23 protein-coding genes are annotated in these 22,038 nt (G+C 53.1%); 11 read left to right on the forward strand and 12 right to left on the reverse strand.

The annotated features are described in order from the left end of the window. The first annotated feature begins 11 nt into the window (after positions 1–11). From metH to ACT3XD_RS17200, 4 genes are all read left to right on the forward strand, one after another. Positions 12–3,707, forward strand: coding sequence for a methionine synthase (metH, locus tag ACT3XD_RS17185; protein ID WP_192539423.1), 3,696 nt, complete (start codon positions 12–14; stop codon positions 3,705–3,707). A 19-nt stretch (positions 3,708–3,726) separates the two neighbouring features. Next, positions 3,727–5,064 carry an MATE family efflux transporter gene (locus ACT3XD_RS17190; RefSeq protein WP_192539424.1) on the forward strand — a complete coding sequence of 446 codons (1,338 nt, stop codon included), beginning with the start codon at positions 3,727–3,729 and terminating at the stop codon, positions 5,062–5,064. A 114-nt stretch (positions 5,065–5,178) separates the two neighbouring features. Next, positions 5,179–6,834, forward strand: coding sequence for a nitrite/sulfite reductase (locus ACT3XD_RS17195; RefSeq protein WP_018916148.1), 1,656 nt, complete (start codon positions 5,179–5,181; stop codon positions 6,832–6,834). Next, positions 6,824–7,369, forward strand: coding sequence for a DUF934 domain-containing protein (locus ACT3XD_RS17200; protein ID WP_192539425.1), 546 nt, complete (start codon positions 6,824–6,826; stop codon positions 7,367–7,369). The genes ACT3XD_RS17195 and ACT3XD_RS17200 overlap by 11 nt, the downstream gene beginning before the upstream one ends. A 96-nt stretch (positions 7,370–7,465) precedes the next feature. Here the strand turns inward: ACT3XD_RS17200 and ACT3XD_RS17205 are convergent, their stop codons facing one another. The 3 genes from ACT3XD_RS17205 to smrA form a co-directional block, all read right to left on the reverse strand. Beyond that, entirely contained in the window at positions 7,466–8,782 is a 1,317-nt protein-coding gene (locus ACT3XD_RS17205; RefSeq protein ID WP_192539426.1) for a type II toxin-antitoxin system HipA family toxin, read from the reverse strand. After that, positions 8,776–9,105 carry a helix-turn-helix transcriptional regulator gene (locus ACT3XD_RS17210; RefSeq protein WP_192539427.1) on the reverse strand — a complete coding sequence of 110 codons (330 nt, stop codon included), beginning with the start codon at positions 9,103–9,105 and terminating at the stop codon, positions 8,776–8,778. Before ACT3XD_RS17210 ends, ACT3XD_RS17205 begins: the two co-directional genes overlap by 7 nt. 220 nt (positions 9,106–9,325) lie before the next feature. Continuing rightward, positions 9,326–9,916: a DNA endonuclease SmrA gene (gene smrA / locus ACT3XD_RS17215; RefSeq protein WP_192539428.1), complete on the reverse strand. Its 591-nt coding sequence runs from the start codon at positions 9,914–9,916 to the stop codon at positions 9,326–9,328. Between the two features lie 133 nt (positions 9,917–10,049). On the opposite strand from smrA, the gene ACT3XD_RS17220 reads away from it, so the two are divergent. The 4 genes from ACT3XD_RS17220 (at position 10,050) to pdxH (ending at position 12,301) form a co-directional block, all read left to right on the forward strand. Continuing rightward, a complete protein-coding gene (locus ACT3XD_RS17220) occupies positions 10,050–10,520 on the forward strand; it encodes a gamma-glutamylcyclotransferase family protein (protein ID WP_192539429.1) in 471 nt (156 codons plus the stop codon). Positions 10,521–10,572: 52 nt separating this feature from the next. Next, on the forward strand, positions 10,573–11,196 hold the full coding sequence (wrbA, locus tag ACT3XD_RS17225; protein WP_018916152.1) for an NAD(P)H:quinone oxidoreductase: 624 nt from the start codon (positions 10,573–10,575) through the stop codon (positions 11,194–11,196). Beyond that, positions 11,193–11,591, forward strand: a complete 399-nt coding sequence (locus tag ACT3XD_RS17230; protein ID WP_192539430.1) for a DUF2069 domain-containing protein — start codon at positions 11,193–11,195, stop codon at positions 11,589–11,591. Before wrbA ends, ACT3XD_RS17230 begins: the two co-directional genes overlap by 4 nt. Positions 11,592–11,656: 65 nt before the next feature. After that, on the forward strand, positions 11,657–12,301 hold the full coding sequence (gene pdxH, locus ACT3XD_RS17235; RefSeq protein WP_192539431.1) for a pyridoxamine 5'-phosphate oxidase: 645 nt from the start codon (positions 11,657–11,659) through the stop codon (positions 12,299–12,301). A 73-nt stretch (positions 12,302–12,374) separates the two neighbouring features. Here the strand turns inward: pdxH and ACT3XD_RS17240 are convergent, their stop codons facing one another. Next, positions 12,375–15,122: a bifunctional acetate--CoA ligase family protein/GNAT family N-acetyltransferase gene (locus tag ACT3XD_RS17240; protein ID WP_192539432.1), complete on the reverse strand. Its 2,748-nt coding sequence runs from the start codon at positions 15,120–15,122 to the stop codon at positions 12,375–12,377. Positions 15,123–15,227: 105 nt separating this feature from the next. On the opposite strand from ACT3XD_RS17240, the gene ACT3XD_RS17245 reads away from it, so the two are divergent. Then, positions 15,228–16,169: a histone deacetylase family protein gene (locus ACT3XD_RS17245; protein WP_192539433.1), complete on the forward strand. Its 942-nt coding sequence runs from the start codon at positions 15,228–15,230 to the stop codon at positions 16,167–16,169. A gap of 75 nt (positions 16,170–16,244) precedes the next feature. Then, the gene (locus tag ACT3XD_RS17250) at positions 16,245–16,877 is read left to right on the forward strand and encodes a helix-turn-helix domain-containing protein (RefSeq protein ID WP_192539434.1); all 633 of its coding nucleotides are present in this window, start codon (positions 16,245–16,247) and stop codon (positions 16,875–16,877) included. Here ACT3XD_RS17250 and ACT3XD_RS17255 read toward each other — a convergent pair. From ACT3XD_RS17255 to ACT3XD_RS17275, 5 genes are all read right to left on the reverse strand, one after another. Continuing rightward, positions 16,874–17,224 carry a TusE/DsrC/DsvC family sulfur relay protein gene (locus ACT3XD_RS17255; protein WP_192539435.1) on the reverse strand — a complete coding sequence of 117 codons (351 nt, stop codon included), beginning with the start codon at positions 17,222–17,224 and terminating at the stop codon, positions 16,874–16,876. The genes ACT3XD_RS17250 and ACT3XD_RS17255 overlap by 4 nt on opposite strands. 1 nt (position 17,225) lies before the next feature. Continuing rightward, positions 17,226–17,513 (reverse strand): sulfurtransferase complex subunit TusB, encoded by a 288-nt coding sequence (gene tusB / locus ACT3XD_RS17260; RefSeq protein WP_192539436.1) that lies wholly within the window; start codon positions 17,511–17,513, stop codon positions 17,226–17,228. A gap of 13 nt (positions 17,514–17,526) precedes the next feature. Further along, the gene (gene tusC, locus ACT3XD_RS17265; protein ID WP_192539437.1) at positions 17,527–17,892 is read right to left on the reverse strand and encodes a sulfurtransferase complex subunit TusC; all 366 of its coding nucleotides are present in this window, start codon (positions 17,890–17,892) and stop codon (positions 17,527–17,529) included. A 9-nt stretch (positions 17,893–17,901) separates the two neighbouring features. Further along, the gene (gene tusD / locus ACT3XD_RS17270) at positions 17,902–18,291 is read right to left on the reverse strand and encodes a sulfurtransferase complex subunit TusD (RefSeq protein WP_192539438.1); all 390 of its coding nucleotides are present in this window, start codon (positions 18,289–18,291) and stop codon (positions 17,902–17,904) included. Between the two features lie 81 nt (positions 18,292–18,372). After that, the gene (locus ACT3XD_RS17275; RefSeq protein WP_192539439.1) at positions 18,373–19,053 is read right to left on the reverse strand and encodes a Bax inhibitor-1/YccA family protein; all 681 of its coding nucleotides are present in this window, start codon (positions 19,051–19,053) and stop codon (positions 18,373–18,375) included. Positions 19,054–19,180: 127 nt separating this feature from the next. Here ACT3XD_RS17275 and ACT3XD_RS17280 point away from each other — a divergent pair, with 127 nt between their 5' ends. Further along, positions 19,181–19,975: a dienelactone hydrolase family protein gene (locus tag ACT3XD_RS17280; RefSeq protein ID WP_192539440.1), complete on the forward strand. Its 795-nt coding sequence runs from the start codon at positions 19,181–19,183 to the stop codon at positions 19,973–19,975. 58 nt (positions 19,976–20,033) lie between these two features. On the opposite strand, the gene ACT3XD_RS17285 is transcribed toward ACT3XD_RS17280, so the two are convergent. The 3 genes from ACT3XD_RS17285 to ACT3XD_RS17295 form a co-directional block, all read right to left on the reverse strand. Further along, the gene (locus ACT3XD_RS17285; RefSeq protein WP_192539441.1) at positions 20,034–20,192 is read right to left on the reverse strand and encodes a hypothetical protein; all 159 of its coding nucleotides are present in this window, start codon (positions 20,190–20,192) and stop codon (positions 20,034–20,036) included. A gap of 124 nt (positions 20,193–20,316) precedes the next feature. Then, on the reverse strand, positions 20,317–21,321 hold the full coding sequence (locus ACT3XD_RS17290) for an aldo/keto reductase (protein WP_192539442.1): 1,005 nt from the start codon (positions 21,319–21,321) through the stop codon (positions 20,317–20,319). 177 nt (positions 21,322–21,498) lie between these two features. Then, the coding region (locus ACT3XD_RS17295) for a hemerythrin domain-containing protein (RefSeq protein ID WP_444280620.1) at positions 21,499–22,038 on the reverse strand (540 nt) is incomplete at its 5' end.

The following is a 22,038-nucleotide window of genomic DNA, read 5'->3' on the forward strand; positions in this document are numbered from 1 at the left end:
TTCCCCCTGTTATGGCCGCTAGTGATTTGAACGTCTCGCTCACCCAACGCCTTGCCCAACGCATTCTCATTCTGGATGGCGGTATGGGGACCATGCTGCAAAATGCCCAGCTGAGCGAGGAAGACTTTCGCAGTGAACGCTTCAGCGACTGGCCGTCGGATTTAAAAGGCAATAATGACCTGCTGGCACTCACCTGCCCCGACGTGGTCTCACGTATCCACCGCGACTATCTGGAAGCAGGCGCGGACATTATTGAAACCAATACCTTTAACAGTACGCGCCTTTCACAGGCCGACTACGGCATGGAAGACATCGTTGTCGAGCTTAACCGCGAATCTGCACGCTTGGCCCGTGAAGTATGTGACGCAGTTGCCGCTGAAACCGGCGTGCCGCGTTACGTTGCGGGCGTATTGGGGCCTACTTCACGCACTGCATCGTTATCGCCGGATGTGAACGACCCGTCCAAGCGTAACGTGACCTTTGATGAGCTGCGTGAAAACTATTACGAAGCCGCCCAAGCGCTGATCGACGGCGGCGCTGACCTGATCATGATTGAAACCATCTTCGATACGCTCAACGCCAAAGCCGCGATCTATGCGCTTGAAGTGCTGTTTGAGGATCTGGGCAAGCGTTTGCCGGTGATGATTTCAGGCACTATTACCGATGCCTCGGGCCGGACGCTTTCCGGGCAAACGACCGAAGCGTTCTGGAACTCGGTTCGCCACGCGCAGCCGCTATCAGTGGGCCTAAACTGCGCGCTTGGGGCTGAAGAGTTACGCCCTTACCTTGAGGAGCTTTCCACCAAGGCGGATACCTTTGTTTCCGCACATCCCAACGCGGGACTGCCCAACGAGTTTGGCGAATATGATCAGACGCCGGAGGAAATGGCGTCTATCGTCAGCGAGTTTGCCGAGAGCGGCCTGGTCAATATCATTGGCGGCTGCTGTGGCTCAACGCCTGAGCATATCCGTGCCATTGCAGATGCGGTGCGCCCCATGCCACCACGCCAAATTCCTGAGCGTAGCCCCGCTTGCCGTTTGTCTGGGCTTGAGCCTTTCAATATTGATGCAGCCTCGTTATTCGTTAACGTGGGTGAGCGTACCAACGTCACAGGTTCGGCGCGTTTCAAGCGGCTTATTGTTGAAGAAGATTTCACCACGGCCCTGGAAGTAGCGCTTGAGCAGGTTGAAAGCGGCGCGCAGATTATCGATATCAATATGGATGAGGGCATGCTGGAGTCGCAGGAAGCCATGGTGCGCTTTCTGAACCTGATCGCTGGCGAGCCGGATATTGCTCGCGTGCCGATCATGATCGACTCCTCCAAATGGGACATCATTGAAGCAGGCCTTAAATGCGTACAGGGCAAAGCCGTTGTTAACTCGATTTCCTTAAAAGAAGGCGAAGCGGCGTTTCGCGAGCAGGCCACCAAGTGTCGTCGCTTTGGCGCGGCTATCGTGGTCATGGCCTTTGACGAGGATGGCCAGGCCGATACGTTCGCTCGCAAGACAGAAATCTGTGAGCGTGCTTATCGCCTGCTGGTCGATGAAATCGGCTTTCCAGCCGAAGATATCATTTTCGACCCCAACATTTTCGCCATTGCCACGGGCATCGAAGAGCACAACAACTACGCCGTCGATTTTATCGAGGCGTCTCAGTGGATTCATGCAAACCTGCCGCATGCGATGATTTCTGGTGGGGTTTCCAACGTCTCCTTCTCGTTCCGGGGCAATAACCCGGTACGTGAAGCGATCCACTCCGTGTTTCTGTATCACGCCATCCGAGCGGGTTTGAGCATGGGTATCGTTAACGCTGGGCAGTTGGCGGTATACGACGACTTACCTGCCGAGCTTCGTGATGCCGTAGAAGACGTTGTGCTGAATAAGCGCAGCGACGGTACCGAGCGCCTGCTCGACCTGGCGGACAAGTACAAGGGCGACGGTAGCGGCCCTGCCAGGAAAGAGGATCTTGAGTGGCGCGGCTGGCCAGTTAACAAGCGTATCGAGCATGCCTTGGTTAAAGGCATCACGGCGTATATTGAAGATGACACCGAAGAGGCCCGTGTTCAGGCCGAGCGTCCTATCGAGGTCATTGAAGGGCCACTGATGGATGGCATGAACGTCGTCGGCGACCTGTTTGGCGCCGGTAAAATGTTCCTGCCCCAGGTAGTGAAGTCCGCGCGCGTCATGAAGCAGGCGGTTGCCTACCTGATCCCGTATATCGAGGCGGAAAAAAGCGAAGGTACCCAGGCCAAGGGCAAAATTGTCATGGCCACGGTTAAAGGTGACGTTCACGATATCGGCAAAAACATCGTTGGCGTCGTGCTGCAGTGTAATAACTATGAAGTGATTGATCTTGGCGTAATGGTGCCTGCCGAGAAAATTCTTCAAGCCGCTATCGATCACAACGCCGATATTATTGGCCTCTCGGGGCTGATTACTCCGTCGCTTGATGAAATGGTCCACGTGGCCAAGGAAATGCAGCGCCGGGGCATGAACCTGCCGCTGCTGATTGGTGGCGCGACGACATCCAAAGCGCATACCGCAGTCAAAATTGAGCCGCAGTATGAGCATCCGGTCATCTACGTGACCGACGCATCGCGCGCGGTGGGTGTCGCCGGTCGACTACTCGCTGCGAACCTCAAAACGGCGTACGTCGCTGAAATTCGTGAAGAGTATGTCAAGGTACGTGAGCGTAACGCCAAGCGCCGCCCTAAAGCGGCAGACCTGGATTACACCCAGGCGCGCAAGCGCCGCTTCCGCACTGACTGGAATACCCAGACGCCGGTTGAACCCAAGTTCCTAGGCCTCAAGACGTTTGATAACTATGACCTTGAAGAACTGATCGAGCGTATCGACTGGACGCCCTTCTTCATGAGCTGGCAGTTAGCGGGTAAGTACCCCAAAATTCTTAACGATGAAGTCGTGGGCGAAGCAGCGCGCAACCTGTTTGCCGATGCGCAAGTCATGCTGCGTAAGCTTGTCGATGAGAAGCGCGTTCAGGCCCGGGGCGTTATCGGCCTATGGCCAGCCAACAGCGTGGATGATGACGTTGTTGAAGTGTATGCCGATGAATCGCGTAGCGAAGTCATCGAACGGCTTCACCATATTCGTCAGCAAACCACCAAGGGCCGCGACGGCATCTGCTACAGCCTCGCGGACTTCATTGCACCTAAAGACAGCGGCAAGGCCGACTGGATCGGCGGGTTTGCAGTCACCACAGGGCATGGTGTTGACGAGCTTACCAAGGCTTATGAAGCCGCCGGTGATGACTACAACGCAATTTTGGTTCAGGCACTTACCGACCGTCTGGCGGAAGCCTTTGCCGAGCGCATCCACGAACGGGTGCGTAAAGAGTTCTGGGGCTATGTACCTGAAGAAACGCTGGATAACGACGCGCTGATTGCCGAAAAATATCAAGGTATCCGCCCTGCGCCCGGCTATCCGGCCTGCCCGGATCACACCGAAAAAGGCACGTTGTTCAAGCTGTTAAGCGCTACAGAAAACACCGGCCTTACGCTGACCGAAAGCTACGCCATGTGGCCAGCCGCGGCCGTTGCAGGCTGGTACTTCGCCCACCCGCAGTCAAAGTACTTCTCGACAGGCAAGATCACCCGCGATCAGGTGGAAGCGATTGCCGAGCGTAAGCAGATGCCGCTTGAGGAGATGGAGCGCTGGCTCTCGCCGGTACTCTCTTACGACCCCAGCTAGTTTGCCGCTTTAGATCCGCATGGCATTAGCATCCCGGCGTCACGGCAAAGTGATGCGCTTAGCGTTACCGATCATGTTGGGCATGCTCTCTCAGAGCATGCTCAATATTATCGATGCGGCACTGGTCGGCCACCTGGGTCAGGTGGCGCTGGCAGGCGTTGGGGTTGGCGGCTACGCCATGTTCATGATGACCGCGCTGGTGTTTGGGCTTTCTTCCAGCGTTCAGTCACAAACATCCCAGCGTCTTGAATCCGGCCGTCATAGAGCCGTTCAGCCGCTGCAGGCAGGCTTGGCAATTGGCACGACCATTGGCCTGCCTCTCTCGCTACTTGCCTGGTGGCAGGCGCCTGCCCTACTCAATCTCATTACCCAAACGTCCGATGTTCATAGCGTAGCCGTCGACTACTTCCGCTGGCGCGTGGTTGCCCTGACGGCTATTGCTTTAACTCTGTGCTTTCGCGGGTACTGGAATGGCCGTCAGCAGACGCAGCTCTATCTACGTATCATCCTCATCGTTCAGGTGTTTAACGTTATCGCCAGCAGCGGGCTGATTTATGGCCTGGCGGGGTTGCCTAAACTCGGGGCTAGCGGCGCGGGCGTAGGCACGACGCTTTCCTTATTTCTAGGGCTGTTCATCTGGCTAGGCGTGACGTTGCAACAACGCCGCGATAACGGCTTTTTACAGCGCTCGCTGTCATATCCAACGCTACGCTCGACGCTTGCGCTGGCGGCCCCGCATTCGCTTCAGCAGGTATGCTTTGCAGGCGGCTACGTAGTACTGTTTTGGTTATTAAGCCGTTTAGGTACAGCCAGCGTTGCCGTGGGCCATGTGCTGGTTAATCTGTCGCTTCTGCTGATTTTGCCGGGCGTTGGCGTGGGTGTCGCGGCCATGAGCCTGGTGGGTGAAGCCCTGGGGCGTGATGATCAGGCGGCGGCCCATCGCTGGGGGTTGGATGCGCTGCGCGTGGCGGGCTTACTGTTGGCGATTCTAGCGCTACCCATGCTGGTAATGCCCGCTCAGGTGCTGGGTATCTTCTTTTCAAGCCATGAGCTGGTTGCGCTAGGCACTCTGCCCTTGCAGATTACCGGCGCGATGATCGTTCTGGATGCCGCCGCTCTCGTACTTGCCCAGGCGCTTATGGGTGCGGGAGCTCAGCGAACGGTGATGATGTTGACGCTCAGCATGCAGTGGTTGGTGTTTCTTCCCCTTGCATGGTGGGTAGGCGTTGGTTTAGAACAGGGGCTGCTTGGGGTCTGGATAATGCAGCTATTTTACCGGCTTTTAAATTCGATCGGCTTTTTATGGATCTGGCAGCGCCGCCGATGGCTGGCCCCAAATATTTTAAATAGCGTTTAACGATAAAAAGATAATTATATATTCTTTTGTAGAATATGAGACACGCGTTAAGGTGACACTATATTAATGCCCGTCTTAACGTGACCATTTCGCTTTTTAGCAGGATCGTGCCACATGTACCGCTATGATATTCACGACCAAACGCTGGTTGATGAGCGTGTTGCTCAGTTTCGCGATCAAATGGATCGCTACTTGGCCGGACGTTTGGGAGAAGAAGAGTTTCGCCCGCTTCGCTTGCAAAACGGCCTTTATATCCAAAGGCATGCACCGATGCTGCGCATCGCTATCCCGTACGGCATGCTAGCCAGCTACCAGCTGCGCGCCCTGGCGGATATTACTCGCCGGTACGACCGAGGTTATGGCCACTTCACGACCCGCCAAAACCTTCAGCTGAACTGGCCTGCCCAGGAAGACGTGCCGGATATCCTGGCCGAGCTTGCGAAAGTACAGATGCACGCCATTCAAACCAGTGGTAACTGCATCCGTAATACTACCAGCGACCAGTTTGCAGGTATCGCCAACGATGAAGTGGAAGATCCACGCCCTTGGTGTGAGCTTATTCGCCAGTGGTCGACGCTTCACCCCGAATTTGCTTACCTGCCGCGTAAGTTCAAAATTGCCGTGACTGGCGCCGCAAAAGATCGCGCGGCGATTCAGGTACACGACATTGGCCTGCGCCTATGGCGCAACGAGGAAGGCGAGCTGCGCGTTAAAGTACTAGCCGGTGGCGGCCTGGGTCGTACACCCATGATTGCTGAGGTGGTGCGTGAAGACCTGCCCTGGCAACACCTGCTGACCTACCTTGAAGCCTGTGTCCGCGTTTACAACCAGTTCGGGCGCCGCGATAACAAGTTCAAGGCGCGTATCAAGATCCTGGTAAAAGCACTGGGCATTGAAGAGTATCGCCGTCGCGTTGATGAAGAGTGGGCGCATTTAAAAGATGGCCCGCAGACGCTCAATCAGGCAGCGATCGATGTTGCCAAAGGCCACTTCCCCGAGCCGGAACGTCGCCCGGTGGCAGAGAGCGCCGTGGTTAATTTTGAACGCTTGCGCAGCGAAAACCGCAGCTTCGCACGCTTTGTGACCAATAACGTGACGGATCACAAAGTAGCTGGCTATAAAGCGGTGACCCTGTCGCTCAAGCGGCGTGAACATGCCCCTGGCGATGTCACGGCTGATCAGATGGATGCCGTGGCGGATCTAGCCGATCGCTATAGCTTTAGCGAAATGCGCGTGACCCACGAGCAAAACCTGGTGCTTTCCGATGTTCCCGTCGATGAAATCGAAGCGCTGTGGAACGAGCTCGAAGCGCTGGGCATGGCCAACCCCACCGTGGGTACGCTGAACGATATTATCTGCTGCCCGGGCGGCGACTACTGCAGCTTGGCCAATGCGGTTTCGATTCCTATCGCCCAGGCGCTCCAGGAACGCTTTGAAGATCTGGACTTCCTGTATGACCTGGGTCCGTTGGATCTTAATATTTCAGGCTGCATGAACGCCTGTGGCCACCACCATGTGGGCCATATCGGTATTCTAGGTGTCGACAAGAAAGGCGAAGAGTTTTACCAGATATCGATTGGCGGGAACTCTACCGACGACGTGTCGCTGGGCAAGATTCTAGGTCCTTCCTTCTTCCGCCAGGACGTTCCGGAAGTGGTCGAAAAGGTGCTGCAGGTCTACGTTGCCGAACGTCACGAAGACGAGCATTTCTTGGACACCTATCGCCGGATTGGCCTGAAACCCTTTAAAGAGCGTGTTTATGCCAAATAACGTGGATACCCCGACTGAAGAAGCACTGGTTCCGGTGCACGTTGATCACCTTCTGCTTGACGGCGAATTAGCGGCTGAAAATGCCTGGTGCGTGTCTTACGATGGCGTTAATTTGCCCGAACAGCGTCCGGCCTTCGTGCCGCTGGCGCTGTGGCAGGCCAACAAGCAGGATGACGAGCTTGCGCCGTTGCTCTTGAGCGACACCGAACTTAACGCTGAGCTGGCGGCTGAACTGAACCCGCTGCCCGCCGTGGCAATCGACTTCCCCAGCTTTACCGATGGCCGTGGCTACTCCATCGCCCGCCTGCTGCGTGAGCGCTTTGAGTACGCTGGTGAAGTACGTGCCGTAGGTGATGTATTGGTTGACCAGCTCGACTATATGCGCCGCTGTGGCTTTAACGCCATGGCACTACGCGATGATCAGCATCCTGAAGATGCGCTGCGCCTGCTGAATTCTTTTAGCGTACGTTACCAAACGGACGTTGAAGAGCGTCAGGCATTGTTTGAACGTCGCTGGACAGCCGCTAGCCAATAAGCCGCTAATTAGCATTTCTGTAAAAAACCGGCCAGGGTCGTCAGCCCTAGCCGGTTTTTTTCTATTGAAATGAACAGTTTTTTACTGCGGCATTGTCTACAGCTTCAGACGAAGGTGAGAAGTTATTTCATCTATCAATGAAGCAGGTACTTCGTGCTCCTTCGCTAATAAGTACCATTGCGCAACGTGTTCAAGCGTTTCGTCAATCATGGCGTTGATTCTTGGCCGGGTAAAGCGTGGGCTGAGCTTTTCAAGCGAGTAGAAATCTTCTCGCGTAAAGTGATCGCGCTTACCGTTCAAACTCATCCAGTGACTGTTAACCCACTGGCTTCCCGGTTTATAGCTATACGCAAGATCATAAGCTGGCGCGAGTGACCACTGCTCTCCTTTCAGAATAAAAGCAAAGTTTTTTGCGTGATCATCATGGTTTCTTGCCACGATATTAAACACCATACGTCTGAAAAGCTGATCGGCCTCTTCTGCGGAGAGGCGTAGCTGTCTTGCAACACCAAATAACTCTGCGTAAGAAAAAGATCCTGGTTTTTTATAATCTACATGGGCAATGCCATTTAACGTCTGCATATGCCGCTTGTGATTCCCGATACGGTCAAAGCGCTGAGTAATGAAATGACGGCGTTTGCCTTCCTGCAATAATTGACAAGGCATCATCTCGATACCGCAGGATTTCGCTAACAAGTGGTACACATACTCCATAGCACCATAACCTAGCGGGTCACCGAAAACCTCGCGGTTTTGGTTATGCTCGCTAACACCGTCAAATTTCATTAAATAGTGAGCAAACCCTTTAGGCACATCCGCTTGGCCTGAGCGCACCTGGGAGAAATCTTGGTTAAATGCCAACACGGCCTTAGGCCGTGCGCCACCTGCGCTCATTCCAACAGAAAGCAGTGCCATCATTGCTTCCCTATCATCTTGGCCCTCTTTCGTGAGCTCTACGGAAAAGCCAGCACGGTTATCCAGTATTTCCTGGGCAATACTTACCAGTGATGCTATTTCTATTTGGCTGGAGGCATTAAGGCTTTTTAGCCGCGTTGCAGGCGAATACTCCAGGGCCCCCATGCCACGTTTGCCAGTATATTGCAGCCGTTGAAGCGGCGTAATATCACTGGGTTGCCCGCCCTTGCTGGCAACCCAGGCATTCAATACGGCGTTACCAAAATCATCGGGCAAAGAATCAGCAATTAGCCCGGGAAGCCCTTTAAAGGTTTTAAAATCAAGTTCAGGAAACGCGTATATTCTACGGGCTAACGGCATTTTCAAAGGGGAAAGTTCGATACCTCTCTTAATAAACGAAGTATCGTACTCAAATGCGCCATGACCAGTACGTGTATCGAAACTAACCGCACCTACGTAGTGGTTCAGATAGTGAACATCGGCAGCTTCCATTACCATTCAAGCGTCTCCCCGTCAGCTATGGTGCTCTGCCCAGAAGCACGCTTGCGCTGTTTGCCTTGGAGTTTGGAGAGCTGTAAGGGGGAAATCATTTGCTGTGGCAAGAAGTGATCCAGCTGTGCTGTCAAATTCAAGGCCACCATAATGGCAACGAACGCCTCTAGCTGAGCCCTACCCTTTTCAGCATTCAGTACCACCTTTCTGGATAAGCCAGCAAGCTTAGCCACTTCTTGCTGCGTCAGATCCTGGTTAAGACGTGCCTGCTTCAAGCGATGCCCCAGCTCTTCCACCAAAGCAGAGGGCGACATGCTCTCAATGCCCATAAAGTCCTCTAAAAAGTACTTAAAAGCGAAAAACGCTCTTTAAGGCCCTATAATAGCATATTAAAGAATGAGGCCATTTTAAAAGTGCTTATATTTGGACTTAAAGCGCAAAAATGAGTCATTAAGTGCCTTTTTAGGCACTTAATGAAAAGCTTAAATGAAATAAGGTAAAAACTAGATATGCGAAACGCATTAATACTCAGAGACTTGGAATTATTCTTTAACCCCGCCGCTTTTGCTGGCGCTCACGGTTATTGGCTTTTGCTCGCTCGCTTTTGCGCAGCATTACCCAGGTAGCGCCAAGGCCGCCTTCTGAAGGTTGCGCGGATACATAAGCCTGCACTTCATCGAATTGGCTCAGCCATTTGGCTAAATACGAGCGCAGAACGTTGGCGGGACTATCCAGTTCACGCCCCCGGCCGTGAACAATCATTACTGAGCGCAAGTCGTTGGCGTAAGCCTCTTGAATAAAGGGAAACACCATTCTTCGACACTCAGCCAGCGGACGCCGCAGTAAGTGCAGCTGGGCCTGCACGCTATACCCACCGTGCTTCAGCTTATCGACGACGCCCTGCTGGGTGCCCTCACGGCGATATTCAATAGGGTCAAAGGGGGGCAGCAAATCGACAAAGTCATCGGATAGAAAGTTACGCTCGCCAATGGCTTCTTCAGCACTTTCCCGCCTGGCAAGCTGTGCTTCGGAGGGGCTTTGTCGACGACTCCCTGCATCGGCGCGATTGCTACGCGGCAGCGGTTTTACATCGCCAATAAAGGCTCGGAAATCCATATCATCACGAAGTGGCTGGTTCATTACAGGCTCCTCCGATAAGGTCTAACCATTATCCTAGCAAACCCTGGCGCATTGCTTAAGTAGATTGCTCAAGGCTTGCCTCGATTAAAACCGCACGCCAAGCTATACGTCCAACGTTATTAAAGGTTAACCAATGGCCTGGGTCAAAAAAGTGATCAGCATAGCGGGTTTATTAGTGTTGGCAGCTGCCACATGGCTGTGGCTTACGATGTTAAGCCCCTGGTTATATTCGCCCCCCGATGACGGACAGACGGTAGAGCAACGCACGCATCAGCTGTTTGTGTATGGAACGCTACGTTATGCAGCTATCCGCTGGCTCGTTTTTGGTGGGTCCGGCAACCCCGAAGCCGCCGTACTGGAAGGTTACGAGCGTGATGGATTGAACCTAACGCGACAAGCTGAGAGCCATGTCGAGGGTTTAAAGTTAACCGTAACGCACCAGGAGCTGGCTCGGCTCGACCGCTATGAACGCCTGGGGATTCGCTATGAGCGGATCGAAAAGCAGCTGGCGGATGGCAGTAGCGCGTGGGTGTATGTCAGATTATCTGAATTCAGTCATCTGCTTATGCCACCTCTCACCAGGCAGGTAGCTCTGATACCATAAGCACCTAAGCGATAGCATTTATTGAGCCCTCTTTCAGGACCAAGGAAATATTATGAGTGACACCACCCCCTACGTATTGGTGCTTTATTACTCTCGCTCAGGGGCCACGGCTGAAATGGCTCGGCAAATGGCGGCGGGTATTGAAAGTATTTCGGGTATACAGGCACGCCTGCGTACCGTGCCGCCCGTATCACCCACCTGTGAGGCGGTTGACCCGGAAATTCCTGACGAGGGGGCGGTGTATGTGGAACTCGATGATCTGCGCAATTGCAGCGCACTGGCCCTGGGTAGCCCCACACGATTTGGCAACATGGCTGCCCCGTTAAAATACTTTTTGGATACCACCAGCAGCCTGTGGATGAACGGCGCCCTGGTGGATAAGCCCGCCTGCGCGTTCACTTCTACGTCAAGCCTGCATGGCGGCCAGGAAAGCACCCTTCTCACCATGCTGGTGCCCTTACTGCATCACGGCATGGTGTATGCGGGTATTCCTTATAGCGAAACAGCTCTGTTAAGCACTCAGGGGGGCGGTACCCCTTACGGTGCAAGCCACCTAGCGGGTACACGCAGCGACCGCTCTGTCGATCATCAGGAGCGCGAGCTGTGCGTGGCCCAGGGCAAGCGTATAGCCAAGCTTGCCCTGGCCCTGAACGCGATGCGTCAGGAGGCATCATGAGAGAGTGGCTGGAAGGGCTTGAGCAACGTTACGGGCTGGATACGCTGACACTTCGCTTTCGGCAGTGCGTGCTTCTAAGCTTTGCCATACTGTTGTTGCTGGTGATTGTCCGAGGTTTTTTAATTCAGGGCGATGCGGTTGATTGGCGCCCTGTGGTGGCCTTTGTACTACCGTTGGTACTTTTCTTACCTTCTATTATTGGCCAACGTGCCCGTGGCCATGCCTGGCTCGCCTTTGTGAGCCTTCTGTACTTTACTCAAGGCGTTATGCTGGCCGCCGTGCCTGGGCAAACGGTGCGCGGTGGTATAGAGGCCTTGGTATCGTTGGCCCTGTTTATAGGCTGTATGGGGTATGCGCGCTTTCGTAGTCGGCAACAGCGCCAAGCCAAACGGTAGTATCTGCGCTTGAGCTTTATATGAAGAGTAGCCAACATAAATAAAATTTAAGGGGAGATCTGCTAATGACCCGTAATATTGCCGACATCCGGCGTGACTACGAAGGTGGGCGGCTTGATGAGGCGCACACAGCCCAAGGGCCCTTCGCTCTGTTTGATGAATGGTTCAGCCTTGCCATGGAACAGGAGCCTAAAGACGCTAATGCCATGACGCTAGCAACGGCTGACAGCCAAGGGCGCCCTCACGCACGCGTAGTGTTACTCAAGGGCTTTGACGAGCGTGGCATGGTGTTTTTTACCAACTACCATAGCCACAAAGGCAGCGAGCTGAGTAACGTTCCGTTTGCCGCCATGACGTTTTGGTGGCCCTCGCTTGCGCGCCAGGTGCGTATCGAAGGCCCAGTTGAACAGATTGCCCTTGAAGAGTCGGATGAGTACTTTGCCAGCCGCCCGCGCGGCAGCCAGCTGGGCGCGTGGATTGCCACGCAAAGCGTTGTGATTCCTGACCGACACTGGATCGAAGAGCGTCAAAAACGCTTTGAGCAAGCCTATGAGGGCCAAGAAATACCCCGGCCTATTCATTGGGGCGGCTACCGTCTCTCTCCCGAGATGATTGAGTTTTGGCAGGGGCAGCCTAGTCGGCTGCACGACCGTATCCGCTTTGAGCGCCGTGATGGCGGTGAGTGGGGGCAATTCCGCCTGGCCCCGTAAAGCTGAAGCCAAACAAGATCAGGCCTGCTAACTATGCAGGCTTGATTCATTCTGGCGATGATTGCTGAATTGGTTAGTCGGGCAAGCTTTCCAGGCGGTGGCGCTGCCACTCGCTTTCGGGTTCGTTCAAGCGCAGCACGGCATCTATCACCTGCTCTTCCATGTTGTAACGGCATTTGAATCCCAAGTGCTTCATCAGCGCGCGCATGGGGTGGTTGTCCACCATGATTTTGCCGATCATTTCGAGCGTGCCAATATGGGTGCAGTAGTCGATCATCTTCTTCATTAGCAAACTGCCAATCCCCAGCCCCTGCAGATCATCGCGGATAATTACTGAAAACTCGGTGCGTATATTGTCAGGGTCGTTCCATACCCGCACGACGCCCAGCATTTGTTTACTGCCATCGGCGTGCTGATGTTCAGCGATAAACGCCATTTGTCGATCATAATTGATATGCGAAAGTATCGATAAATCGCGCTGGGTCAGATTGGATTTATTGTGAAAGTAGCGAAAGCGAATGCTTTCTTCAGAGAGCTGGCGATGAAACGTGGTAATCAACGGCGCATCTTCGGCCCGGATAGGTCGTGCCTCTACCTGCCAACCGTTTTTAAGCGTCACCCATTCGCGCAGTTCCTCCGGGTAAGGCATGATGGCAAAACGCGCTGGGGCGCCTAAGTCCAGCGCAAAATCCACGGCAAGCACGCCGTCACGGTTTAGCAGTAACGGATTAATCTCAAGGCCACGCAGATCGACTAAGTCCGAGGCCATCTGAGAGAGTTTGACCAGCAGCTGACATAACCGCTCGATATCACGTTCAGGCTCTGCTGAGTGCTCGATAATCAACGATGCCGCGTGAGTTCTACCCACCATGTCGGCGGCCAGGCTCATATTCAACGGCGGCAGTGCCACTTGTCGATCGGCCAAAATATTAACTTTGTAGCCACCAATACCAAACACGATTAACGGGCCGAAAACCGGATCACGGGTAATACCCGCACAAATCTGCATGGAGTGCTTTCCACGTTGCATGGGCTGAAGGCAATACTCTCGAATGGCGTACTGCGGAAACTTCTCCTGCACTTTGTCACCCAGCTGGCGCATGCCGTGGGCAACCTGGCTGGGCGTTTCCAGGTCTTGCAGCAAGCCTGCGGAAATTTTGTGGGGATGCTTACGGTATCGGTAAGGCCGGCAATTACCTTCGTGTATGACTTTGAGGGCCATGGGGCCCTGAATTTGTTGCGCCGCAGTTTCGGCTTCATCTGGATTGGTCAAATAGACGCTTGGCGCCGTTGGAATCCCGTACGCCTCCAACACCTGAGCCGTTTCTGAGTGGGTAAGCGTTTGCCGGCCCTGCTCTTTTGCCTGAGCAATCAGCGCCCGACACTGAGCGCGTATTTCTGGGCTGGTTGAAAACGGCAAGCTTGGAGGAATTTCGTGCAGCAAAGCTTGAACACGCTGGTAATCCACCATATGCATAAACGCTTTAACGGCTTTCTCAGGGGAAATATAGGTAGGAATGCCTGCCCCATTACACAGGTGGCGCGCGTTGAGCGCTTCTTTCAGCCCCATCCAGCTTGTGAGCAAGTTACGCCGAAATTTTTTACGATTATCTATCAATGCCTGAGCAGTAACCGCCGAGGGGGCCAGGCGTGTCGGGGCGTGAACCACTAGCACGGCATCAACGTTGCTATCGGCTGCGACAATCTCCAGCGCTTCAACAAACCGCTCGGGCGTTGCGTTACCGCCAAGGTCTACCGGGTTTTCGCCCGGTTTGCTCATATCGACCTGGCTTTTATGCAGCGCGGCCTGGGTTTCCGGGCTAAATTCTGCAAGCTTACCGCCAGCGCTAATCAACTTATCAATCGCCAGCATTGCCGGGCCTAAGCCGTTGGAAACGATGGCAAGCCGATCGCCACGCAGCGGTTTCATGCGCGAAAGCGTTTCCAGCGCATCCAGCAGCTCATCGGAATCATCGACCCGCACTACCCCGGCGCGCGCGAACGCCGCATCAAACACCACATCGCGATTGGCTATGCCGGGCGTAGGCGCCATGCCGGAAATATCCGATTGCGGTGTCCGGCCGCTTTTTATCGCCAATACCAAGCGGTTACGCGAAGCATCCCGCACGGAGGTCATAAAATGCTGGGCATCGGTGATGCGCTCCAGGTGCAACAAGATTGCCTGGGCGGGGGAAAACTGATTGACGTAATCGATCAGATCCGGCAACAGGACATCCACACTATCGCCAACGGTGATTAAATGCGAAAACCCGACATCACGCCCCGCTGCCCAATCAATCATGCCGTTGGCAAGCATGCCTGATTGCCCTAAGTACGCCACGCGACCTGCTTTAACCGGCTGGCTGGCGTAGGAAGCATTCAGGTGCTTGCCCGGCACGATCAATCCCATGCATTCCGGGCCTAGCACGCGGATACCCGAAGCTAGCGCCGCTTTCAGCATTCGCTCACGGATAGAGCCCTTGTTGTCGCTATCGCGGTCCAGATAGGCGCCGCCAGAAAGCACAAGCGCGGCTTTAACGCCAAACTGCCCCAGGCGTTTTATTAACCTAGGCACGCCTGCAATCGGAGAGCAGACCACGGCCAGGTCGGGCACTTCGGGTAAATCCGCTACACTGCTGAAACAGGGTACGCCCAATACCTCGTCGTACCCTTTGGGGTTTACCGCCCACAGCGTGCCTTTAAAGCCGCCTTCTTGCAGGTTGCCGAGCACTAGTCCACCCAGCGAGGCTGGTTTTTCAGAGGCACCGAACACCGCCAACGTGCGGGGTTCAAAGAAATGATGCAAAAAGCGCGTACTCAAATGTGAGCCTCCTCTGAAATAGATAGCGACGGTGTACGACTTATTGACACTGTCGCGCAAGCCCCGGAGGCGATTAAGGTGGCCTCAATACAATGGAGCGCTTGAATGATTACTGCCTACCTTACCCACCCCGACTGCTCATTGCACCATATGGGGCCTGAGCATCCTGAAAGCCCGCAGCGTTTGGAAGCTATCCGCGCGCGTCTTTCGCTTGCGGGTTTATTACAGCAGACCATGCAAGCCGATGCCAAAGAAGCTAGCCGTGACGCCTTGATCAGAGTACACCCAATCAGGCACCTGGATGCTCTAGATAAGTGTTTGCCGAGTGAGGGGATTGCAGCGCTGGATAGCGAAACCCTGATGAATCCGGATAGCTTAAAGGCTGCGCGGGTAGCTGCAGGTGCCGTCGTTAAAGGCGTTGACCAGGTATTTAAACGTCAGGCAGATAACGTTTTTTGCGCGGTAAGACCTCCAGGCCACCACGCTGAAGCAACGGATGCCATGGGGTTTTGTTTTTACAATAATATCGCCGTAGGTGCTGCGCATGCCCGCGAAACTTACGGCGCCAAGCGTATTGCCATACTCGATTTCGATGTTCATCAGTGCAATGGAACGATCGATATTTTTAAAGACCAGCCTGATGTGCTGATCTGCACGAGTTTTCAATACCCGTTCTACCCATGGCGATATCTGCGCAGCGAATGGAAAAATGTCGTCAATACACCTCTGGAAGCCGGTACCGAGGGACCCGAATTTCGTCGTCTTATCGAAAGCCAATGGCTACCCGCCCTGCACGCGTTCAAACCTGATCTGGTGATGATATCCGCCGGGTTCGATGCTCATCGCGATGACCCCATGGGTGATATTTGCCTGGATGATGAAGACTTCTATTGGGTGACCCATCTGGCAATGGAAATTGCTACGTTGTACGCCGATAACCGGGTTGTTTCCGTACTGGAAGGTGGCTACAACCCCAAATCGCTAGGCAGCGGCGCCGAAGCCCATTTAAAAGCCCTGCTGGGGCTGCCTTTCAAAGAAGGCGATTAATGCATCAGCTAATGCCCTGGAACGCCTTGGCGCTATGGTACTATGGCGATTACTGCTGTTTTCAACGTGATCCCTATGACCGCCACTTCTGAAGAACATGCTGCGCTGCGTATTGCTTCCGGCAGCAAGCCGTTTGTCGAACCCCTGCGCCTGGGCGGGCGTCTTAAACAGATTCGTCTTGCTAACCAATGGACGCTAGAAGATGTAAGCCAGCGCACGGGGCTAGCGCGTTCAACGCTTTCAAAAATTGAAAATGATCAGGTCTCGCCTACGTTTAGCGTGGTTCAAAAACTTACCACAGGGCTTAATATCGACCTGCCCCAGCTATTTACGCCACCCAAGCGTGAACGCTATACCATGGGCCGACGTGATCTTACCCGCCAAGGCAAAGGGCAATTGCACCCAACCCCTACCTACGAACATGAGCTGCTTGGCCATCAGTTGGCGCAAAAGCGCATGATTCCGTTTAAAACCATTGTACGAGCGCGCAGCTTCGACGAGTACCACCAGTGGGTACGCCACGATGGCGAAGAGTTTTTGATGGTACTTCACGGCGATATCATGCTTTACAGCGAGTTTTATGCCCCTTTGATACTTACCGAAGGCGACAGCATTTATTTTGATAGCGATATGGGCCACGCACTGGTGTCCACCAGTGCGGATGACGCCGTCGTACTCTCGGTATGTACTCGAGGCGAGGCGGCTTAAAGGCAGTTAGTTGGCTTGGGCAGCCCGGCAAGGCGTGCAATGCGCTTAGGTGGGCTGCCGGGAAACAGCGTCATAAGGTATATCGATTTGCCCTTCTCTTCACCCAATGCATTCTTGGTAGCTTTAACCAGTGGCCGCATGGCCGGCGCCATTTCATAGCGCTGGTAGAAATCCCGCACAACGTCGATTAATTCCCAATGCTCGTCAGTCAGTACTAGCCCTTCATCTGACGCGAGCATTTCAGCGACCGATTTCGACCACGTTGACTGTTCAACTAGATATCCCTCGGGATCAAGGCCAATTTTTTTGGATGAATCAAGATAACGGTATATTTTCACATCTGACATATTAATACCATGTCACGGTCTGAAGGTGGTGCTCCGTTAAGGAGACAAAGCCGTTCATATCTACTGTGGGAAATACATGCGCTTCTAACTGCTCGCCAAGCCCCCAGGATGACACGTCTTCCGCCAGTAAATAGATACGTGAGTGATAGTCCTGCCAGCCTTCCCAATGTGGTTTTAGTACCGCCTGTACGCCTTCCTCAATCAACAGCACTGCATCTTCGCAGCCAACGGCTTGCTGCATCTGTTGGGCTGCATCGCTACCCGGCGCCTTAGTTAAAATATGCAACATAGTAGGTATTCCGCTAAAAATTAAGTACGTGCGAATATTGCTGCATGAACGCAGGCATAGCCTTAGCCTCCAACAGACGCACATTATCACGCAGTGCAGCGGAAGGTACGCCAATGGCCGCCAAAGACGCCTCAGAGGTCCACAGGTTCTCAATATCGTACATTTCCAGCATATCCATGGTAGGTAAGCTGGCTTTTTGCCCTGGTGCTCCGCTGCCCTGCTCTTTTAACAGCGCCATTATACCCTGCCCCAGAAACAGTAAATCGACAGGTTGGCCAAAGGCGGCGGCCACCAGTGCCGCATCTAGCCCCTCGCGGAGCAAATTAGAGCTATAAGGCGCATGCCGAATTATCACCAGCAAATTTTCTGAATCAGTCATTATGCCCTCTTAAGCAAACGTGATGAGCCGATCACAGCGTTGCTGCAAGGTGAGCAGCTGGCCAAGCCCCGTTAATTCAAAAGGTGCTTCTAGATTAAACGATGTTTTGCCGTGGCGCTGCGCTTCTGCTTCGCTGAGAAGCCCACGCCTGAGGGCTGCGGCAATGCATACATCCAGCGCAACGTTGTGCATGTGATGAAGCTCAACCCACGCATCACGCAGGTTAAGTTCATCCTGTGGGGGGGTCATAAGAGAAGAGGCGTTATGAACGCCTTCGTGATAAAAGAACACCCCCGCCAAACGGTGCCCTTGAGCGATGACTGCTTGAGCAAAGCGCAAAGCAGAGTGAGGCGCTTGACTGGTATACGGCGCCCCCATCACCAACAAACCATACTCCATTGCGTTAAATCCGAATCCGGTAGCCAAAAAAAGACAGACCCTACAAGTAGGGTCTGCCCGTTTACTAACCGCTAATCGCAATTAGTCGTTGCTCATAATACCCAGGATAGACAGCAGGCTTACAAACAAGTTATAGATAGAGACATACAGCGTCACGGTGGCCAGAATATAGTTCGTTTCACCGGCGCGGTGAATGATCTCACTGGTCTGGTAAAGAATCGCAGCTGATGCGAACAGCACGAAACCAGCCGATACCATCAATGAAAGTGCCGGGATGTTGAAGATTAAACCAGCGACCATGGCCAGGATCAAAACGATCGCGCCAGCCATCAGGAAGTTACCCAGGAAGCTGAAATCTTTTTTCGTGGTTAACGCCACTGCAGAAAGGCCGAAGAACGTAATGCCTGTCATCGCCAATGCATTCATGATCAGCGCGCCGCCATTGGGCAGCGTCAAATAGGCTGAAATAATCGGACCTAACGTGAACCCCATAAAACCGGTAAAGGCAAACGTGGCCAGTAAGCCAGCCGCTGAGTTAGCCGTTTTATGCACCAGGAACATCAAGCCATAAGCACCAATAAAGAACACAAATATGTTCATTTGTTGGACGCCCATTGCAACGGATGCGCCTGCCATCACTGCGGAGAAGAGCAGTGTCATTGCGAGTAATGCGTAAGTGTTACGTAGCACTTTGTTGGTGCTTACGCTGTTGGCAACACCGCTTGATCGCGTATGTGCCGTGTTCAGGTCGTTATAAGCCATCTCTTAATGCTCCCCATATAATGTTGCTTACAATAGACCAGCATGCCGTCACCAAGTTCCAGACGCAAGCCCTTATCGTACCGAAACTAAAGTACCCAACCTTTTTCTAACGAAAGGATAGTCAGCTATGCTTATTTTTTCGACTGACCGAGATACTTTGACAATGATTAAAACACTTTCTCTCTCATCGTTGGTACTGACTTGTTACGCCGCAAATGCGTTTGCCTTCTCGCCTATGGGTGAAAATATTGCTTATACAGTTAACGATGAAGCGTTTGAAGGCTATTACGTTTCAGCCGTTAACGAATCAAAAGGCACGGTACTTATTATTCATGACTGGGATGGCGTGGATGATTATGAGCGCCAGCGAGCCGATATGCTGGCCAATGAAGGTTATGACGCGTTTGCTATTGACCTTTTCGGGGCCGGAAATCGCCCCCAGGCAGTCGAAGACAAACAAGCGGCTACCAGCCAGCTTTATGAAGATAGAGCGCGAATGCGTGAATTAACCCTGGCAGGCTTAACCCAGGCCCGGGAGCAAGGCGCTGCCGAATCAACCGTATTGCTCGGCTACTGTTTTGGAGGTGCCGCTGCGCTTGAAATAGCCCGCTCTGGCGAGGCGGATGATGTTATAGCCTACTCAAGCTTTCATGGCGGGCTAGCCACGCCTGAAGGGCAAGACTACCCGCAAGCCACGCCGCCGATCTTTATTGCGCATGGGGGTGCCGATGAAAGCGTCAGTCTTGAAGAAGTTACTACGCTCATGGAAACGTTAGAAGCAGCTGAGATAGCGTATGAAGTAAATATTTATTCAGGCGCCCCCCATGCATTCAGCGTATTCGACAGCGACCGCTACCAGGCGCGAGCGGACGAGCGTTCCTGGGCCTCGTTTACTCAATGGCTAAACAGCGTATTGGAATAATGGTGTTGCAGTAACGTAAACCGCCACTGGCGATGGTTCTTATCGCCAGTGGCGTCTTTTAGCTTTCTATTTCTTCGTCATCATTTTTCGCCGGAGTAACCACTGTACTCGCGGTGTGCCGAATATCCTGCGCGGTGTATAACCTGGCATCAACGACATGCAGTACTGCGAGTTGCACAAAAAGCACTGCAAAACAGATGATAAAACCTTTGATCATGTCGGCTTTCCTGAACCAGGCTGGCGATAGCCAACCTTTTGCTGAATGCTAGCTCAAAGGTTGCTGAAAGCAATAGCGACACTAGCCAAACCATGCAATTAAAAAGGCATTCCCAGCGCTTTGCTTACTGATTAAATTCCTCAGTATCGATATCCACTTGCTGCGCCGCACTGTACCGCTCCCCCGCTATTTGATCAGGCGTCATCATCGAATTGAGCTCACGGAGGAGGTTACTGTCTAGTGTCAGACTATCAGCTGCCAGATTTTCACGCATATGGGCGACTGAGCAAGTCCCGGGGATAGGAACGATATGACTACCTTGGGCTTTTACCCAGGCCAGTGCCAATTGAGCGGGAGTAACTTCAAGCGATTGGGCGAGCGACTGAAAGCGTGAGAATACCGCTAAGTTCTTAGCCAGATTGTCAGCATTAAAGCGTGGCATATTAGCCCGCATATCACCTTCGCCAAACACCGTATCGGCCTGAATAGCACCCGTCAAAAAGCCACGCCCAAGCGGGCTAAATGCCACCAAAGCCACATCAAGCTCTTGGCAGGCATCAATCAGCGCAATTTCCGGGTTACGTGTCCAGAGCGAGTACTCCGACTGCACTGCTGCTATCGAATACTCTTTATGCGCTTGATGAAGAGTCTGTGCTGACACCTCAGACAGCCCCACGCCGCCAATCTTACCTTCGTCGACCAGCTTACCCAACGCGCCGACGCTCTCTTCAACAGGCACTTCGCGGTCTAGCCGGTGCAGGTAATAGATATCGATATGATCGGTCTTTAAACGCGCAAGGCTTTCCTCACACTGTTGGCGCAATATTTCCGGGCGCCCATTAATAACCCGCTTTCCACTATCAGCCTCAATGGCCAAACCGCACTTACTAGCCAATAACAGCTCTTGGCGTTTATTTTTTAAGGCATTGCCGAGCAGGCGTTCATTAGCCGTGGCGCCATACAGCGTTGCGGTATCAAAATGTCGATATCCCATTTCAAACGCTTCATGCAATGCACGCAGGGCATCTATCTCCGGCACATGCTGGCCATAACCATGAGACAGGTTCATACAGCCAAGCCCAATAGTAGGCGAAGACACTTCGTTAAGACGCTTAAAAAACATCGACATAGTCAATCTCTGAAAAGGAAATTTCTGCCGCCTTGTTATGCCGTATAACGGTTAACAATTCAATGCGACAAGTGGAAAGCACGTCACTCTCCCTGAGGCATTGCCATTAAGACGATAGACACATAAAAGCCCCAGGGAATGATCCATGGGGCTATAGAAGCGCTCTCTTAGGAAGTATTAACCGGTATGACGCCCTTGAAGCTTATCCAGGAGCCTATCAATCATTCCTACCCCAGGCCCAACGCTCTTATGGAATAGCTCTGAATGAGGCGCGCTAGGATGTGGGCGTGTCGGCGCCAGCTTCTTGGCATTGTCGACTTTTTCACCCAGGTTGATAAGCTCATTGCCAGGAATATGGGTGCGTAGCTTGGGAAACTGGTCGGATTCTTCATCATCGATGTGATGGCGGAGCTGTTTTTCCATCTCTTTAGTAAGCGTCATAAAAGAAGGATCAGAGGCATCAACGTCCTCTAGCTTTTTCATGACCTTGACCAACTCATCATGCTCTTTCTTGTCATGTCCAACTTCATCATGGCCATTAGGTATATGTTTCTCCATGGCGGGGTACACATACATTTCCTCGGCTACCGCATGACGCATCACTTCAGCAATCGCGGTATCTATTAAATCCCGGCGCTGCTTGGGGTCGTTAGTGTTTTCTACCTGGGTTAATAACTCCACCATCTCTTGATGATCGGTCGTTAAAATGTTGATAAC

It is taken from the genome of Halomonas sp. AOP7-B1-5 (assembly GCF_052353045.1).
In the GTDB taxonomy this organism is placed as follows: domain Bacteria; phylum Pseudomonadota; class Gammaproteobacteria; order Pseudomonadales; family Halomonadaceae; genus Vreelandella; species Vreelandella colorata.